Below are 18,180 nucleotides of genomic sequence, written 5' to 3' on the forward strand. Positions count from 1 at the left end.
GTGAAAAAAATGATTAAAGGTGGAAGAGTAGCAACTGCTGCGGATGCATATGAGGCAGATATTTTAATAGATAATGGCAAGATTGTGCAAATCGGGCAAAATTTAAGTGAGGATGGCGCTGAAATCATTGATGCAACTGGGAAATATGTGTTGCCAGGGGGGATTGATCCTCATACGCATTTAGATATGCCATTCAATAATACAGTGACAGATGATGATTGGAAGTCAGGAACGATTGCGGCGGCTTTTGGTGGGACAACCACTATTTTAGATTTTTGTTTAACAGCTGGTGAAGAAAAATTGTCAGCGGCCGTAGAAAGATGGCATGACAAAGCCAAAGGAAAGTCTGCTATTGATTATGGTTTCCATTTAATGATTGGTGATTTAACGCCTGAAACCGAAGCCGAATTACCTCAAATTTTAGAGCAAGAGGGAATTACCTCTGTCAAAGTCTTTATGGCATATGCTAAAGAGTTCCAGGCTTCAGATCGAACACTTTTTAAGGCGTTTAAAATTGCCAAAGATCTTGGAGCATTGGTGATGGTCCATTGTGAAAATGGCTCTGTGATTGATGAACTTGTCGAGGAAGCAAGACGTGCAGGCCATAAGGAGCCGATTTATCATGCATTAACACGTCCGGCTGAATTAGAGGGAGAGGCAACAAAACGTGCCATCGAATTAGCGCATATTGCTGGAGCAAAGCTATATGTAGTGCATGTAACATGTAAAGAAGCGGTGGATGAAATTATTGCTGCTCGTGAAAAGGGCTATGACGTCTATGGTGAAACATGTCCACCCTATTTAACACTTGATCAATCAGCTCTTGCCCAGCCAGGCTTTGAAGGAGCCAAGTATGTTTGGTCACCTCCTCTTCGCCCGAAATATCATCAAGAACATTTATGGAATGCCCTAAAGGCGAAACAGCTTCAGACAATTGGCTCTGACCAATGCTCCTTTAGCTTTAAGGGTAAAAAACAGTTAGGCCTAAATGATTTCTCAAAAATTCCAAATGGAGGGCCTTTCATTGAGGATCGTTTCAGTATTTTATATTCTGAAGGCGTTGCCAAAGGTAGAATTTCGATTCATGAATTTGTCGATATGATTTCAACAAGTGCTGCAAAAATATTTGGTTTATTCCCGCAAAAGGGAACAATCGCCATCGGCTCTGATGCAGATATCGTTATTTTTGATCCAGAGGCAAAACGCCAAATTTCGGCTAAAACACATCATATGAACGTCGACTATAACCCATATGAGGGATGGGAAGTGACTGGCGAGCCTGTTAGTGTGCTAGTACGTGGCGAATATGTCATTAAAAATAAAGAATTTGTTGGTGTACTAGGTAGCGGACAATATATTAAACGTCCATTAAAAACAGTAGCTGCGGAAGCCTTGAAGATTTAGCTTCCTTCAGTTTAGGACCGATTGTTTTGGCTGGAGAACAAAACAATCGGTCTCGTAATTGGTGCACGGAAAAAAGAACACATGAGGGGGATGTGGAATGGTTCCGATTCAAGAAAATGCGATGACCTTGCAGCTTAAACGTAATTTTGTGGAATTAAAAAACAAGATGACAAAGAATGAGGCTATTGAGGAAGCCAATCGTTGTCTTTATTGTTATGACGCACCATGTATTAAAGCTTGTCCGACAAGTATTCAAATTCCAAATTTCATAAAAAAAATCGCATCTGGTAATATGAAGGGCTCTGCTACGACTATATTAGAAGCAAATCCTATTGGTGCAAGCTGTGCAAGGGTTTGTCCAACGGAAGAATTATGCGAAGGAGCGTGTGTCTTAAATTCTTCAACAAAGCCAATCAAAATTGGGGAGTTACAGCGTTATGCAACGGATTGGGCAATGGAAACGAATGCTCAGCTATTTAAACAGGGGCCAAGTAATGGTCATAAGGTAGCCATTATTGGAGCTGGTCCTGCTGGTTTATCGGCTGCACGTGAACTAAGTCGTTTTGGCTATCAAGTAACTATCTATGAGGCTGAAGCGAAGGCAGGTGGCTTAGGTAGTTTTGGTATTGTAGCGTTCCGATTACCTAATGATGTTGTTGATTGGGAAGTCGAGCAAATTGAACAGCTTGGAGTGGATATTCAAACTAATATGACGGTTGGCGTCGATATTACTGCCGATGAAATTTTGGGAGAATATGACCATGTTATTTTAGCTGTCGGTATGGGGGCTGTTCCCAATCTAGGCATTGAGGGAGAAGATTTAGATGGTGTCCACGATGCTATTGAGTTTGTCAGAAAAACAAAAATGGGGCCGCTTACAAATGAGATTGTAGGAAAACGTGTTGCTGTTATTGGTGCCGGAAATACAGCGATAGACGGTGCTACAAGTGCAGTGCGTTTAGGGGCAGAGAATGTCCAAATACTTTATCGAAGAACGCAAAAAGAAATGACTGCCTATCAATTTGAATATGAATTTGCGAAGCAGGATGGTGTGGAATTTAAATGGCTCACAGCACCAAAGAAGATTATTGGCAATGAGGATGGCAGGGTAACAGGTATTGAATGCGTGAAAATGAAGCTTGGTGAACCTGGGCCTGATGGTCGACAAAGACCAGAGGAATTACAGGGCTCTAATTTTATTATTGAAGTGGATGCGGTCATTAAAGCCATTGGGCAAACTCGTTTTGTTTCATTAATTGAAGCATTTGGTTTAGCCCATACAAATGGCGTTGTTGATATAGATGAGACGACGATGCAAACGTCCAATGACAAAGTGTTTGCATGTGGAGACGTTGTCTTTGGCAATGGACAGGGAGAAGCGATGGTGGTGACTGCTGTACAGCAAGGAAAAGATGCAGCATACAAGATTCACGAACGTTTAAGAAAACCAAGTGAGATTGCATAAAGGGGGAACTTACATGGCAGACTTACGCATTAACTTAGCAGGCATCCAATCGCCGAATCCATTTTGGTTGGCATCCGCACCGCCTACAAATTCTGGTTATCAGGTACAACGCGCATTTGAAGCAGGATGGGGTGGTGCTGTATGGAAAACATTGGGGGATCCAATTTTAAATGTATCCTCCCGTTTTGCGGCTGTTAGTTTTAACGGCCAGCGTGTAGCGGGCTTCAATAATATTGAATTAATTACAGATCGACCGTTAGAAGTAAATTTACAAGAAATTTATGAGACAAAAAAGAAATTTCCTAATCACGCGATTATAGCCTCTTTAATGGTGGAGCCAAAGCAAGAAAAGTGGCATGAAATCGTAAAACGTGTAGAAGATGTGGGGGTTGATGGTCTTGAGCTTAACTTTGGTTGTCCACATGGGATGGCAGAGCGAGGCATGGGTTCTGCCTCTGGTCAAGTCCCTGAACTGGTGGAAAAACAAACGTACTGGGTAAAGGAAGCGGCACGTACACCTGTTATTGTGAAATTAACACCAAACATTACGGATATTACAGTTACGGCAGAAGCAGCTAAAAGAGGTGGAGCAGATGCCATAAGTATGATAAACACGATCAATAGTTTGGCAGGTGTAGATTTAGATACTTGGAATACAGTTCCTCATGTTGCTGGTAAAGGGGCGCATGGTGGCTATTGTGGTCCAGCTGTAAAGCCGATTGCACTCAATATGGTAGCAGAATGTGCTCGTAATCCATTAGTCAATGTACCGATTTCGGGCATTGGCGGAATTTCTAATTGGCAGGATGCCGCAGAATTTATATTAATGGGTGCAACAGGCGTTCAAGTTTGTACAGCAGCGATGCACCATGGCTTTAGTATTGTGGAGGATATGATTGATGGGTTGAACAATTATTTAGACGATAAAGGTTTAGCTTCCGTCATGGACTTAGTAGGTCGCTCCGTTTCAAGATATTCAAACTGGGGTGATTTAGACTTAAATTATAAAATTGTCGCAGAAATTAATAATGATGTTTGTATTAATTGTAACAAGTGTCATATTGCTTGCGAGGATACGTCACATCAATGTATTGATCTTTATACAGAAAATGGACGTCCATTGCTAAAAGTTCGTGAAGAAGACTGCGTTGGTTGTAATCTATGCTCTATTGTTTGTCCAGTAGATGGTGCCATTTCTATGGTTGAACGTAAATCAACCGTTCCACCGATGACATGGAATGAACGCCAATCGCTCATTAGCAGTCTCTCAAAATAAAGACTTTTCATCTTTATTCAGTAGTAGACATTTATAGGGATGAGCTATAGCCTATCGAACACCAACTGAATGAAGATAAATGAATAAAATCGAAATTCCACCTTCCTTCATCAAGTGGCGATGGAGGAGGGAAAAACTTCAAGTAGGTTGTCACGGAAATTAGAAAAAAAGGAGAGAAACTTTATGGAACGTGAAGGGAATTATTTAAAATCCCCAGATTTACTTCCAGTGACACATCAACAAAGAAATATTGGAACATTTGGTTTTGCGGTGATTTGGATAGGGATGGCGATTGTTTTAGCGGCTTTTGCAATTGGCGGTTCAGCCATTATGAATTTATCCTTACCTATGGTTATTTTAGCTACGTTGGTAGGTTCCTGTTTGATCGGTGTCTTTATGACGTTAATTGGTGATATAGGTATTGAGCATGGATTATCATTCCCTGTTTATATGCGTGCACCATTCGGCACATTTGGCACTCATATTCCTTCTCTTGTAAGGGGCATAACAGCCGCATGTTGGTTTGGTCTTAATACGTATTTTGGCGCATTAGCCATAAACGGCATTTTAAATTTATTGTTTGATTTTGATAATTGGTTCATTTGTTTCCTTGTATTTGCGGCGCTTCAGCTCTTTAATACATCACTCGGCATTAAGTCCATTGAGCGCTTCGCTGATCTAGCAGCGCCTGTCATTATTTTGATTTCTTGCTGGATGTATTACACATTAGCTGATAATGCTACGTCCCAAGGGAAAAATATATGGACGTGGGTAGAAACGCCAACAACGGGCTTTGCTGCCTTTACAGCTTTTATGGTAGTGGTCATGGCAAACATGGGCTTTTGGTCAACACTGGCAGCTGATATGCCATCATTATCTCGCTTTTTTAAAGCACCTAAAAATGAACGCAATTGGTTCAAACGGAATAAAACACAGCTCGTGGGCTCATTAATTGTTATGCCAATAACGAACACATTTATTGTTACAATTGGTGCAGTTTGTTATATGGCGGTAGCATCTGCTGACCCTATCAATGCTTTACAACAAAGTGCGAGTGGTTTTATTTTAGGTATCCTTTTGCTGATGATTGTGTTAGCACAATGGTCAACGAATACGTCTGCTAATGTCGTACCAGCAGCTACTATTTTCTCAAATATCGGTGGCCCCAAAGTACCTTTTTGGGTAGGGGTTGTTATTGCGGGGATTATTGGTATTCTTGCTCAACCATGGAATTTATTTGATGTAATGGTCAATGTTTTATTGATTATAGGTGGAATATTAACGGCGATTGTAGGGATTTTATTTGCGGATTATTATCTCATTCGCAAACGACGTGTACATGTCAAGGAACTCTATGAATTAGATGGGCAATTTAAATACTATAAAGGTTTTAATATCGCCGGGTTAGTGGCCTGGGTAATCGGTGGTGCTATCGCCAATATTTTTTCAACTTATTCTTCTTTAGTAGGGTTCTTTGTAGGAGCAATTGTCTATTATGTCTTAGCGAAGTATTGGTGGTTTAAAAAATACCCTCAAGCAGAGCTAGTAGATCCAAGTGATGCGAAGTATTTAGGTATTACAGTCGGACATAATTTGGATGAATTATTTGGCCAACAAGCACATGCGCCACTGACAGATCAAGAGGAAGATGAGCTAGTGGAGCAACCAGACCCTCTGCTAGAAATAAAAGGTGCCGAATAAGTGACACTACATCAAGACATTTTCAAATGAAGGTGAGGTGATGGCATGTCTGAATTCCAACAAAGCAAAGAGGAAATCCAAAAAGTGGATCTTTATTTAGATAGCGGCTTTAAAATCAAATATGTCTACGAAAATTTAAGTGGGATGTTTGTAGAATTTGCTCGTCAGGAAGAAGTGACCTTACTACAAATTCTAACGGCAGATGCACGAAAGTATTTCACAGCAAAATTACAGGAACAAACCTTACTATAATAACGAAGTAACCTCTATTTCATTCGCCAAGGATGGATAGAGGTTTTTTGTTTGCCAGTTCTTTATGTAACAACAGAGCAAGCCTTTAGTTTTATGGGAATTGACATCAATTAAAATAAAAAAGATGTCCCTATGAGAGACACCTTTTTCTTATTCTTTATTCATTTCGCTATGCTTTCGACCATAAACCAAATAAACAATCAAACCGATGATGAACCAAATACCACATGCAACCCATGTAAGGACAGAAAGCTGTGATATTAAAAAGAGACATAATAGGAATGATAAAATCGGTAGGACTGGGAAAAACGGTACTTTAAAGCCCCCAGAAGGGATATTTTTATTTTTACGTAAATACACCACACCGATGGATACAATAGTAAATGCGACTAATGTGCCCATATTGACTAGTTCGGCAAGCTTAGAAAGTGGCACAAATCCTGCACAAAAGGCAACTAATATTGCGAAAATCCATGTGTTTTTCACGGGAGTTTTAAATTTAGGACTGAGCTCAGCCATACTTTTTGGCAGTAAACCATCACGGCCTAATGCGTACAGTAGTCGTGTTCCTCCGTAAGACATCACTAATATAACAGTCATCATTCCAACTACGGCACCTAATGAGATTATTCCCGCAATCCAATCTTGGTGGACCATCTGCATCACATAGCTAACAGGGTCACTTACATTTAACGCATGATAGGGAACGATACCTGTTAAAACCATTGATACAACAACATAGAGCACCGTACAAATAAGTAAAGAACCGATGATGCCAATGGGCATATTCCGCTGTGGATTTTTAACTTCCTCAGCAGCCGAAGATACCGCATCAAAACCTAAATAAGCAAAAAATACAAGTGCTGCTCCACTGAAGACGCCGCTTATGCCAAATGGTAGAAAGGGCTCCCAGTTAGTAGGCTTTACATAAAATACCCCTACGCCAATAAATAGTAAGATGACAGCGACCTTCAAGAAAACCATCCAAGTATTGAATCGAGTGGATTCTTTAATACCAAGCGTTAATAAAAATGCCGTAGCAAAAATAATCAAAATCGCAGGTACATTCATATATGTGCCAGCAGCAGGATTAAAGGCTCCTGAAATTGCTTGGGGCAAAACGATATGAAAGCCGGCAAGAAGTGAGGTTAAGTAAGATGACCAACCTGTCGCAACAGCGGCAACAGCCAGTCCATATTCCAAAAGTAAAGCCCATCCTACTAACCACGCGATAATCTCGCCAAAGACAATATAGCCATACGTATAGGCGCTCCCAGTTACGGGGACACTTGATGCAAATTCGGAATAACACATGCCTGCAAAAGCGCAAACAATGGCGGCGATAATAAAGGAAAAAACGATCCCAGGCCCAGCATGTGTTGCTGCCACCGTTCCAGGCAAGATGAAAATACCAGTGCCGACGATGGCACCAACTCCTAATAATATAAGATCAAAGGCACCTAACGTTTTCTTTAGTTGAATAGTCCCGCTATTTTGTAATAGTTCCTCGATTTTCTTTCTTCTAAATAATATTTTACTCACGCTCAATCCTCTTTTTCTTAGAAATATGTAAAAATATTATACTTTTTTGATAATTAGGTCAATCTTTTTGTCGAAATAAAGTGAAAAAACTAATATATTTAGAATTTTTAGAACAATAATAGTAAGGGAGCTACTCCATATGCTAAATCTACCAAAAAAACATTATTTTTTGTTTTTCCTAAAAATACAATTGTCTTTTTTAGAAAAATTGATTATGATTTTAAAGTATATTCAACGTAGATAGAACAACAGGAAAAGAGGCGTTATGGAGTGGCCAACAAAGAATTACAACGAGGATTAGAGGCACGTCACATCCAAATGATCGCGCTAGGCGGTACGATTGGTGTGGGCTTATTTATGGGTTCTGCAAGTGCCATCCAATGGACAGGACCTTCAGTACTCCTTGCCTATGGAATTGCAGGTATTTTTATATTTTTCATTATGAGAGCAATGGGTGAGATGCTTTATATGGAGCCAAGTACAGGCTCTTTTGCAACATTTGGCTATAAATACATTCACCCTTTAGCAGGCTATTTAACAGCATGGAGCAACTGGTTCCAATGGGTAATTGTTGGGATGTCTGAAATTATAGCCGTGGGAACGTATATGCAGTATTGGTATCCTGATTTACCAGCATGGATACCGGGTCTCATTGCAATGATCATATTAGGTGTGGCAAACTTTATCTCAGTTAAATCTTTTGGTGAATTTGAATTTTGGTTCGCCATGATTAAAATCGTAACCATTATATTAATGATTGTAGCAGGGGTTGGACTGATCTTCTTTGGCTTTGGTAATGATGGTATTGCGATTGGCTTATCAAATCTATGGAGTCATGGTGGCTTCTTTACTGGTGGCTGGACAGGCTTCTTCTTTGCATTATCGTTAGTAGTTGCAGCCTACCAAGGTGTAGAGCTTATTGGTATTACAGCAGGGGAAGCAAAAGATCCACAAAAGACAATTACGAATGCTATTCAAAGTATTATTTGGCGCATTTTAATTTTCTATATCGGAGCTATTTTTGTCATTGTGACAGTGTATCCGTGGGATGAATTGGGTACGATCGGTAGTCCCTTTGTTGCGACATTTGCCAAGGTAGGTATTACAGCTGCTGCAGGTATTATTAATTTTGTCGTTATTACAGCTGCTATGTCTGGCTGTAACAGTGGTATTTATAGTGCAGGACGTATGTTATATACTCTTGCGATGAATGGACAAGCACCGAAATTTTTCGCGAAGCTTTCTAAAAGTGGTGTACCTTTATTTGGTACAGCTGGCGTGTTAATTGGTTTAGTGATTGGTGTCATTTTAAGCTATATTGCACCACAGAATTTATTTGTCTATGTGTACAGTGCAAGTGTTTTACCAGGAATGATACCATGGTTCATTATATTAATTAGCCAAATGAAATTTAGAAAAGTAAAAGGTGAACAATTAGCGAATCACCCGTTTAAAATGCCACTAGCCCCTATTACGAATTATTTAACAATTATCTTCTTAATGATGGTGCTGGTTGGCATGTGGATTAATGACGATACGCGTATATCATTAATCGTAGGAATTGTATTTTTAGTAATTGTAACTATTAGCTATTATGCATTTGGTATTGGCAAAAATCGCTACAGTACGGATCAGGGCGAATAGCAAAAAGATGCTTCTCTTAACAAGAGAGGCATCTTTTTTTGCATATTTTTGCTAGCATATTTTTTACATAAACATTCGTAAACATGCCAAACTATAAAAAACTACGTGTGGAGACTGGTATTCGTTGAAATAAAAGGGGTTGAACGGAATGCACGAAATACCTGAACAGCTTGTTGCTAAATTAAAGAAGGAAATAAATGATGTAGATGATGTAAAGCTAAATATGATTGCAACAGAAGAAGGGGATGTTACCCTTATATATTTTTCCTCTCTTATAGAAAAAATGACGTTACAATCAATGGTATCTATTCCGTTAACCAATAATATCAAACAAATTCATCAAATGGCTCAATATGTGGACCCTAAAGATATACAAGGCGTCATTAAAAAATTGAACTCTGGGCAAACACTGCTGTTTTTTCATGAAACCAATGCACTTTTAAGTATGGATACGTATAGTGCACCTACAAGGGCCATTACAAATACTGAAACAGAATCAACCGTTATAGGGCCTCAGGATGCATTTACGGAATCTTTGGAGACCAATATTTCTCTAGTCAGAAGACGAATTCAAAGCGCTCAGCTAAAAAATGAAAATCGTATTGTTGGTTCTGAGGCTAATATTAAAATTTCCATTATGTATATGGATAATATTGTGAACCATAAAAACTTAGACGATCTTAGGAATCGTATTGATCAGGTGGAATTCCCTTTATTTACAGATATTTCGGTGTTGAAGCAATTAATTGAGGATAATCCGCTATCCCCTTTTCCCCAATATTATATGACGGTACGCCCTGATAGTATTTGTCGATACTTAATTGACGGCCGGATTGTCATGTTTATGGATAATAGCCAATTAGCGATTGTCTGTCCGACCTCGTTTTTTGAAATGTTCGTGTCGATTGAGGATTATTATAACCGATGGACAACAGCCTCATTACTAAGGATGCTGCGCTTCTTTGGTTTTTTCTTAACGATCATGATTACGCCCATGTATATTTCTGCCTTAACCTTTCATCCAGAAATATTGCCATATGAGCTTTTGTTAAATCTTCAAGAATCGAGAAGTAAAGTGCCTTTTCCACCTCTTATCGAAGTGTTATTTATCGAATTGATTGTAGAGGTATTACGGGAAGCGGGTTCTCGAATGCCGGCAAAAGTAGGACAAACAATCGGTATCGTAGGAGGTATTGTCATTGGGACTGCGGCTGTGCAGGCAGGATTACTTAGTAATATTCTCATTGTGTTGGTGGCCACTTCTGCACTATTATCTTTCCTACCACCGATTTTCTTGATGAGTAATGCTAGCCGATTTGTGCGTTATATTTTCATTTTATCCGCTGGGTTATTTGGTCTATTTGGGCAAATGCTTGCCTTTGCTTGGTTAATTCATCATTTACTAAGTTTAAAATCATTAGGAACTCATTATATGACACCAGGTATACCGAGAAATCCAACAGATTTGTTAGATAATGTCATCAGATTTCCTATCAACTATTTAACGAAAAAATCAGGCATATCAAGTGCTCAGAAAAAACCGACAGAGGAGAAATGAGGTAAAAGACTTGGGCGCAGCTAACGTAAAGATGTTAAATCGCTATCACGTCATTTTTTTGGCCCAGAGTATTATGGTAGGGACAGGAATACTATCATTGCCGCAAAAATTAAGTGCTATGGGTTATACCGAGTGGTTTATGCCCGTATTGTTCGGTATTATTGCTACCTTAACTCTTTGGCCCATGATTTGGCTTTGCTCGAAATACCCGAATGAACATCTATTTCGTATCAATGAAATTCTTTTCGGGAAAGTTTTAGGGAAAAGCCTTAATCTCTTGTTTGTCATTCAATTTATTATCTTTAGTGCAGGAATTATTAGCAACTATATGCATCTCATACAAAGTACAGCGTTACAAGAGCAAACCATCACTTTACCTGTGCTGTGTTTCTTACTGTTACTGATATATATTGTAAGTGGTGGTATCAAATCCATTGCTAGATTTTGCATGATGAGTTTTTTTATTACAATCGGCATGTTCTATTTTACACAGTGGGCTATTGAAAAAGGGGAGGTAAGTCATTTACTCCCTTTATTCAATTTTAGTGGGCTAGATTTCTTTAATGCATTTAAAGAAGGCTATTTATCAGTCCTTGGCTATGAATTAATTATGTTTTACTTTCCATATATTATCGATCAGAAAAAAGCCTTTCGTCATTCATTGATTGGTATTTGGATTAGTATTTTCCTTTGTTTTTTCACGACAGTAGTAAGCGTCATCTATTATTCTGAATGGCAGTTGAAAAACGTAGAGTTTTCCGTTTTGAATTTATTTAAAGCCGGCGAACTTACCTTCGTGGAACGAATCGATATTATCGGTATAACATTATGGGTATTTTTAATATTATCGACAGCCACAGCCTATGTATGGTGTGCTAAATTAGGCGTGGATACGCTGTTTAAAAAGAAAAATAGTTATCAATTATATGTGATTGCTGCTATCATTTTTTTGATTATTAGAATGCCATTTTCTCGAGAATTCCAAGAGAAACTTTTTACAGCAAGTAATTACATTGGTTATATGCTAATTATTTGGCCAATCTTCTTAAGCATGATCTATATAGTTCGAAAAAAGAAGGTGCAACAATGAATAGAAAGCTTCTACTAAGTATCACACTTGCGCTTTTATTGTTATTGGCTGGTTGTTCAAGAAAAGAGCTGAAGGTACCTTTAGAGGATATAGGGATGGTTGGAACAATGGCGTTTGATTATATTGATGAAGATCAAATGAAATTAACGGTCGCTATTCCTCAATATTCACCAGAGGCACAACAAAACACACAAATTTTTTCGGTGTCTACAGATCTTGTATCGAATGGCATCGTAGAAATCGAAAAGCTTTCGGATAAAAAAATTGTCTTTAACCAATTACGAGTTGTGTTGGTTAATGAAGATTTTGCACGAAAAGGTGAGATACAAAATGTCATTCAGCATCTATACAGAAATGCTGAGGTGGGCAATAAAGTCCTCATTGCTATTGTGAAGGACAAAGCAGAAGCCATTATAAAGGGAAATTACCCGGATAAACCAAACATTAATATTTACATTAATGATTTATTGGAACCCAGTATAAATACAGCATTTAATCCGAATACGAATATCCATGATTTTATGTATACAATAACGAATCCTGTGACGGATACGATTATTCCATATCTTGAAAAACGCGATGAGAAGATTGAAATTAAAGGTGTTGCTGTTTTTAAGGGGAACCATATGCATGAAGTGATTAAGCCAGAGGAGGCACTCATTGTTCAAGCATTACTAGGAAGAAAAAGTCTAGCACCTCTCCATTTAGATCTACATGAGGGATATGGGGAGGAAAAATTAATGATTGATTTAATTGAGAGCTCTATTAAAATGCAAAGTAATAAAAATATTGACTCACCTAAGCTCATCATTCACCTACAAATTAAAGGAACGTTAAGTGAATACAAAGGGGCGAGAGAATACGAGTTGAATACGATTGAAAGCATTAGTCGGTTAGAGAAGGATGTAAATAAGCAGCTAGAAGTGGATATTACCAAGTTTTTAGATAAACTAAAAAATATGGATGTCGATCCTAGTGGGTTAAGTGAAAAATTTAGAATGTACTATCATGGAAAGTGGACGACCAAAAAAACGAGGGAAGTCATAAGTAAATTACAAACAGAGGTACATGTTGAGACGTCAATTATTAGTACTGGTACATTAAAATAAACAGGACAATCCTTATGCTGAAGTGGATTGTCCTTTTCGTTTGTTTAAGATTTTCGCATAATAAAGCTTAAATGTCTGCCTGCCTGTTTGTCCTGACGATAGGAGAAGCCATCAGGGCTAAGGAATGTACAAGTGGCATCAACTTGGATTTGCTCAGATGGAATACCAGCAAGTTCACATTGTTTTTTCACCGTTTTTTGATTATCAATATGGTATTTATTCGTCTCGGTATTCAAATACATAAATTCCTCTGCATAACCAAGGCTGTGGAACTTCTCATACACATCAGCATCTACCTCAAATTTTTGCTGGCTTAATGCCATACCAATTTGAACGTGAAAATCCTCTGGTCGACATTGTTCTTCTTCCAACAGATGCTGGAACAGTTTAGGAGTAATTTCTTTAATAGTGCCCTGCCACCCTGAATGAATGACGCCCACTAAACCATTGGCCACATTATAAAAAATCACAGGAACGCAATCTGCCGTAAAACTACATAATAATAAATTAGGCTCAACTGTATAAAGAGCATCTGTGTTTTTCACAGCCGTATCCATTTGCACGGCGCCACGTCCTTTATCGGCTAAGGTCACTCGATGGAAGTTGGCACTATGTGTTTGTTCCGTACAAATAAAATCTTGTAGGTCGCAGTTCAATGCTGTTGCTAATTGTTGACGATTGTCAATGACATCATGGATATGATCGCAAACATGCAACGCCATATTATTATGCTCTAATTCCATCGTATCCTTTAAGGTAGTGCCAGCGATAAATTGATCATTATCTACATATATTTTTGATTTCATTCAATCACCCCGCTTTACTATATAGGATTCCACTACGAATGTATAGGTTCCATTCCCTTGAATATTTGTTACTACTTTCCCTTACTCTACTAGCAAACTTTTAGACATAATGAATAGATTTCTTCACATATAGTATGAGGAATCATATGTGGAGGGAGAGAGTAAAAAATGGCTCAACTAGATATTTTATTAATTTGCCAAATAGGCATGGGCCTTTTCTGGATTATTACATATATATTAGTTATTTACAAAGGGTGGAAGGATAAAAAATACGGCATGCCTATGGTTGCTATTTGTGCCAATATTGCATGGGAATTTATCTTTACTTTTCTTTACCCACAAAATGACCTTCAACGATTGATTACGCTCACTTGGCTCATATTAGATGTCGTTATACTGATGCAATTTTTACGTTTTGCACCACCAGAATATCGGAGAATCCTGTCTAAAAAATTATTATATGCCTCTTTTTTGGTCACTTTAATTTTCAGCATGTTAATGATTTTAGGGATTATTCATCAATTTCAGGATTTTGAAGGGAAGTACGCAGCGTTTATGCAAAACCTCATGATGTCAGGATTATTTATCGGTTTATTATTACGAAGAGGGAATTTAGATGGTCAATCCATGGGCATTGCTGTCTGTAAGATGATTGGAACATTGTTTGCTGCAGTTGGCTTTTATCTTTATTTCCGTACGCCGTTTATTACCATTATTTCTATAGCTACCTTTTTTTATGACTGTCTCTATATTCTATTAATTTACCAAATGAAGAGGAAATTAGTAGCGAAGTAGGGTTTCTTCAGTAAATATGGAAGACTAATTTAGTTGGTAATGTTTGTTAATGACAATTAGATTGCAACTTGATGACAAGGTGCATCATGATAAATGGTGTTAAATTGGGATTCGTAAATTTTTGTTGTTCATCTGTCATGTATTTGTAAAAATCCTTCCAAATATTTTGTGATGATTATTGCTCAAAAACTATTTACCATAATAGGAGAGCAAACAGGAAGGATGATAGACATGTTGAAAAAAGTAAAAAAAGCGGCACTTGCTTCAGTTATTGCAGCTTCATTATTAGTACCAGTGGGGGCAATGGCGGCTGAATCCTATACAGTCTCATCTGGTGACACTCTTTGGAAAATCGCATTGAAAACGGAATCAGGTGTACAAGAATTAATGGATGTAAACCCACAGCTTGCCAATCCAAATCAAATTTATCCTGGACAAAAAATAAATGTCCCTGTAAAGGAACAAGCAAGCGTTGAACAAGAAGTCATTAAACTGGTGAATGCGGAACGCGCCAAAGCAGGTCTCTCAGCATTACAAGACGACTGGGAGTTATCAAGAGTAGCTAAATACAAATCTCAAGATATGCATGATAAAAAATACTTTGACCATACAAGTCCAACGTATGGAACGCCATTTACGATGATGAAAAATTTCGGTATTTCATATCGATCAGCCGGTGAAAATATTGCCAAAGGTCAACGCTCTGCACAAGAAGTCGTTACAGCTTGGATGAACAGTGAAGGGCACCGTGCGAATATTCTCAACAAAACCTATACACATATCGGTATAGGTTATGTAGCAGATGGCAACTACTGGACGCAAATGTTTATACAAAAATAAAAGAAGAACTGCCCCAATCAGGTAAGACTGAGTTTGGGCAGTTTTTTTGGAATTTATTTAAATATATCCAGATCTTCTAAGAGCGGTAAATTATTATTTTGTACAACTATAAATAAATGAATCTTTATAGCAAAAGGCATCAGTGTGCCTTTTAGGAGCTTTAATGTTTTTTGAGGGCAATCGCCTTGGCTCGGGAGTTAACCCCTAGCTTACTATAAATTGTAGATAAATAAACACGAACAGTGCCTTCTGATAAATGCAGACGTTTAGCTATTTCACGATTAGTTATACCATCTACTAGCAAATCATAAATATCCTTTTCCCGTTGTGTCAGCATTGATGGAGCTTTGGCAGGAAATGCGGTCCCTTCTTTTAGGTAACTAAAATAAACTGTCGGTATGGATTCCCATCGTTGATGAAGCTGTTCGAAATAAATTTCTAATAGCGGCTCTAAATCCTTTTCATCTAAAAAGGATCGAACATAATAGAAGGGTGCTGCGAGTTCGAAAGCCTCGTGTAAAGTTTCTAAGGCGAGTTCTTGGTGACCTAGACGGTATTGACAAATAGCTTCAAGAATTGTGGCTTCAATAATTGTAGCAATTTGCTCTTCCTGCTGACCTTTCATTTTTATCTGAATTAAGCTCGTTAAGGCTTCGTTCGGCTTTTCCTTCAATAATAGTAAACGGGCATGTACTAAGAGCCAGAATGGTTGCTTTGATTGGATAGACTGTAAGATCAACTCAGCCTGATGACTATCGCCTGCAATAATATGACAGTAGGCTTGCATAATTTGTATAGATGTACGCCAGTGCTTTTCCGTCACATCCTCTAATAGCTGGGTCAGCATAGCAACAGCTGAACTTATTTGATTTTGCTGGATATAGATTTTTGCTTTCAGGAGATACATGGGGATACATAATCCAGGATCTTGTAACTGATGGCCAAGCTTAAGTGCCATTTCGATTTCTTTATGGGTAAACGGTATTAGGTTGCGTTCATACAATGATTCGGCGGCAACACCATAGCTAAAAGCAGTTACATTAGCTGTTTGTAAAGACGTTTCTCGAAAAAGCTCACTTATGACTGTTCCTTGTTCCATTGTTTGAAGTTTTCCTTTTGAGCCAATGCTTGTTCGTAAAAGCTTATATTCAAAACTATTATAGGGAATAGGCACATGATCCCATCTAGAGGGGATATGTCCTTTGGCGAGCTGTTTTCTCATAATTTGTTCCACTAACTGTAAATCACCACCAGCGGCAACGATAGCAAAAGCCTTTGCACTTTCATAAATATAGGTCATGGCCGCATGCTCCTCTTGCTCCATCCATTGTTCAGTCAGCTGCCGCAATTCAAGTTCCTCCATAAGAGATGACGCTGCTTCAACTTCCGTGGTTGAAATCGATGTCAAAAAGCCAATGACTAGCATTTCATAAGAGACTTTATATTGGTCACGACGAAGCTGGTGCAACCACCGCATAAACGTTGCTGTTTGACCTGATAAAAAAAGCTGAACAAGATGATCGGTCATCCATGGCGTCGCTAGGTCATATTGTCCATGTTTAAGTGCTAATTCAATAGCAGAAATATAATCCCCTTGGTCATAAATGAATTGAGATGTTTCGAGAACAAGATTACGTATGTCCTGCTTCGAAAATTGTCTTGTTAATTCCATTTGCAATGCTTCCGCTAATAAATGATGGTAACGGAATATGGGCTGTTTGGATTGCAACCGAATGGTGAAAAGTCCTTTTGCTTCTAAATGTTCCAATTGTTCAAGACTATTTGTCTGTTTGGTCAATTGATCACAAATAGCAGGGTCCAGCTCCTGCAATAGGGAAGTGCGCAGCAAAAATTGTTGTGTTTCAGAAGGTAGATTATGAATAATTTCTTGCCATAAAAATTCTGAAATAAAGGGCTGTGCAGCTTCTTCCAAAGCTTCTATATCAGGGTCATGTGCAAAGCTAGTTAACAATAATCCGGCTACCCAACCTTCAGTTTTATCTAAAATAGCTTGCAACTGTTGGTGGTTGAGAGCAGGTAAATGTTTGCAGGAAAAAAATCGCTTCACCTCCTGTAACGTAAAGCGTAAATGTCCCGAATGGATTTCATGTATCCACTGCTTAACTCGCCACTTAGCTATTGGTAGTGCAGGGACGGAACGAGAGGACATATAGATATGTGCATGACTAGGTAAATATTCTACGAATTGTGTCATGAGTTGATGTATCACTGGATTTTCTATGACATGATAATCATCTAGTACAATCGAGATGGGCTGTTGGATGGCATTCATTTCTTCTAACAGAGAATAGATAAAAAATTCAAGTGTTGCAGGGTCCTGCGAGTTGAGTAGCGGTGCAAGAATCTGATCTATTTCACTTTTAGAAGACCTAGCAATAGCGTGTAAAATATATGTCCAGTAACGTATCGGATCATTATCAGCAGCATCTAGGGAAACCCATGCAGTGGTTTCTTTTTTATTTTTCAACCAGCTAGTTAGTATACTGGTTTTCCCATAACCCGCTGGAGCTCGTAAAATCGTTAATTTAACATGTATATGTTGATCGAATAAATCGAATAATTGAGTTCTTTCTATTAAAGTGGGTGAATGATGTGGCATTGTTATTTTAGAAGATAATAATGTTTGAGGCACCTTAATTTCCTCCTTTAGTTCAGAAAAGTTCCATAATTTTCATTG

General features: G+C 38.3%; 14 protein-coding genes. 11 read left to right on the plus strand and 3 right to left on the minus strand.

The window, feature by feature from the left end; genetic code table 11:
• The 5 genes from hydA (at window position 1) to MKY80_RS07230 (ending at window position 6,098) form a co-directional block, all read left to right on the plus strand.
• Entirely contained in the window at window positions 1-1,404 is a 1,404-nt protein-coding gene (hydA, locus tag MKY80_RS07210) for a dihydropyrimidinase (RefSeq protein WP_043990169.1), read from the plus strand.
• A gap of 97 nt (window positions 1,405-1,501) precedes the next feature.
• Window positions 1,502-2,869 (plus strand): NAD(P)-dependent oxidoreductase, encoded by a 1,368-nt coding sequence (locus MKY80_RS07215; RefSeq protein ID WP_089986570.1) that lies wholly within the window; start codon window positions 1,502-1,504, stop codon window positions 2,867-2,869.
• 13 nt (window positions 2,870-2,882) lie between these two features.
• Complete coding sequence (preA, locus tag MKY80_RS07220; RefSeq protein ID WP_043990168.1) at window positions 2,883-4,145, plus strand: NAD-dependent dihydropyrimidine dehydrogenase subunit PreA; 1,263 nt, start codon at window positions 2,883-2,885, stop codon at window positions 4,143-4,145.
• Window positions 4,146-4,328: 183 nt separating this feature from the next.
• Window positions 4,329-5,846 carry an NCS1 family transporter gene (locus MKY80_RS07225; RefSeq protein WP_043990166.1) on the plus strand — a complete coding sequence of 506 codons (1,518 nt, stop codon included), beginning with the start codon at window positions 4,329-4,331 and terminating at the stop codon, window positions 5,844-5,846.
• Between the two features lie 45 nt (window positions 5,847-5,891).
• Window positions 5,892-6,098: a hypothetical protein gene (locus MKY80_RS07230; RefSeq protein ID WP_089986569.1), complete on the plus strand. Its 207-nt coding sequence runs from the start codon at window positions 5,892-5,894 to the stop codon at window positions 6,096-6,098.
• 150 nt (window positions 6,099-6,248) lie between these two features.
• On the opposite strand, the gene MKY80_RS07235 is transcribed toward MKY80_RS07230, so the two are convergent.
• Entirely contained in the window at window positions 6,249-7,640 is a 1,392-nt protein-coding gene (locus MKY80_RS07235) for an amino acid permease (RefSeq protein WP_107921777.1), read from the minus strand.
• Between the two features lie 270 nt (window positions 7,641-7,910).
• Here MKY80_RS07235 and MKY80_RS07240 point away from each other — a divergent pair, with 270 nt between their 5' ends.
• The 4 genes from MKY80_RS07240 (at window position 7,911) to MKY80_RS07255 (ending at window position 13,041) form a co-directional block, all read left to right on the plus strand.
• Entirely contained in the window at window positions 7,911-9,284 is a 1,374-nt protein-coding gene (locus MKY80_RS07240; RefSeq protein WP_089986567.1) for an amino acid permease, read from the plus strand.
• Between the two features lie 148 nt (window positions 9,285-9,432).
• Window positions 9,433-10,842: a spore germination protein gene (locus tag MKY80_RS07245; protein WP_089986566.1), complete on the plus strand. Its 1,410-nt coding sequence runs from the start codon at window positions 9,433-9,435 to the stop codon at window positions 10,840-10,842.
• A 10-nt stretch (window positions 10,843-10,852) separates the two neighbouring features.
• On the plus strand, window positions 10,853-11,932 hold the full coding sequence (locus MKY80_RS07250; protein WP_237068757.1) for a GerAB/ArcD/ProY family transporter: 1,080 nt from the start codon (window positions 10,853-10,855) through the stop codon (window positions 11,930-11,932).
• Complete coding sequence (locus tag MKY80_RS07255; protein WP_342532397.1) at window positions 11,929-13,041, plus strand: Ger(x)C family spore germination protein; 1,113 nt, start codon at window positions 11,929-11,931, stop codon at window positions 13,039-13,041. Before MKY80_RS07250 ends, MKY80_RS07255 begins: the two co-directional genes overlap by 4 nt.
• A gap of 44 nt (window positions 13,042-13,085) precedes the next feature.
• On the opposite strand, the gene pgeF is transcribed toward MKY80_RS07255, so the two are convergent.
• Window positions 13,086-13,847 (minus strand): peptidoglycan editing factor PgeF, encoded by a 762-nt coding sequence (gene pgeF / locus MKY80_RS07260; RefSeq protein WP_008176588.1) that lies wholly within the window; start codon window positions 13,845-13,847, stop codon window positions 13,086-13,088.
• Between the two features lie 168 nt (window positions 13,848-14,015).
• Here pgeF and MKY80_RS07265 point away from each other — a divergent pair, with 168 nt between their 5' ends.
• Together MKY80_RS07265 and MKY80_RS07270 are read left to right on the plus strand one after the other, a co-directional pair.
• Window positions 14,016-14,642 carry a hypothetical protein gene (locus tag MKY80_RS07265; RefSeq protein WP_008176587.1) on the plus strand — a complete coding sequence of 209 codons (627 nt, stop codon included), beginning with the start codon at window positions 14,016-14,018 and terminating at the stop codon, window positions 14,640-14,642.
• A 231-nt stretch (window positions 14,643-14,873) separates the two neighbouring features.
• Window positions 14,874-15,482, plus strand: coding sequence for a CAP domain-containing protein (locus tag MKY80_RS07270; RefSeq protein WP_043990164.1), 609 nt, complete (start codon window positions 14,874-14,876; stop codon window positions 15,480-15,482).
• A gap of 160 nt (window positions 15,483-15,642) precedes the next feature.
• Here MKY80_RS07270 and MKY80_RS07275 read toward each other — a convergent pair whose 3' ends face one another.
• Window positions 15,643-18,135 (minus strand): LuxR C-terminal-related transcriptional regulator, encoded by a 2,493-nt coding sequence (locus tag MKY80_RS07275; RefSeq protein WP_089986565.1) that lies wholly within the window; start codon window positions 18,133-18,135, stop codon window positions 15,643-15,645.
• Between the last annotated feature and the right edge of the window lie 45 nt (window positions 18,136-18,180).

Source organism: Lysinibacillus sp. FSL R5-0849, assembly GCF_038595075.1.
Classification (GTDB): domain Bacteria; phylum Bacillota; class Bacilli; order Bacillales_A; family Planococcaceae; genus Lysinibacillus; species Lysinibacillus fusiformis.

Bases quoted from the DNA above. Each gene is read 5' to 3' on its own strand.
- MKY80_RS07265 (WP_008176587.1), top strand. From the start codon at position 14,016: ATGGCTCAACTAGATATTTTATTAATTTGCCAAATAGGCATGGGCCTT.
- MKY80_RS07230 (WP_089986569.1), top strand. From the start codon at position 5,892: ATGTCTGAATTCCAACAAAGCAAAGAGGAAATCCAAAAAGTGGATCTT.
- MKY80_RS07255 (WP_342532397.1), top strand. From the start codon at position 11,929: ATGAATAGAAAGCTTCTACTAAGTATCACACTTGCGCTTTTATTGTTA.
- MKY80_RS07225 (WP_043990166.1), top strand. From the start codon at position 4,329: ATGGAACGTGAAGGGAATTATTTAAAATCCCCAGATTTACTTCCAGTG.
- pgeF (WP_008176588.1), bottom strand. From the start codon at position 13,847: ATGAAATCAAAAATATATGTAGATAATGATCAATTTATCGCTGGCACT.
- MKY80_RS07270 (WP_043990164.1), top strand. From the start codon at position 14,874: ATGTTGAAAAAAGTAAAAAAAGCGGCACTTGCTTCAGTTATTGCAGCT.
- preA (WP_043990168.1), top strand. From the start codon at position 2,883: ATGGCAGACTTACGCATTAACTTAGCAGGCATCCAATCGCCGAATCCA.
- MKY80_RS07215 (WP_089986570.1), top strand. From the start codon at position 1,502: ATGGTTCCGATTCAAGAAAATGCGATGACCTTGCAGCTTAAACGTAAT.
- MKY80_RS07245 (WP_089986566.1), top strand. From the start codon at position 9,433: ATGCACGAAATACCTGAACAGCTTGTTGCTAAATTAAAGAAGGAAATA.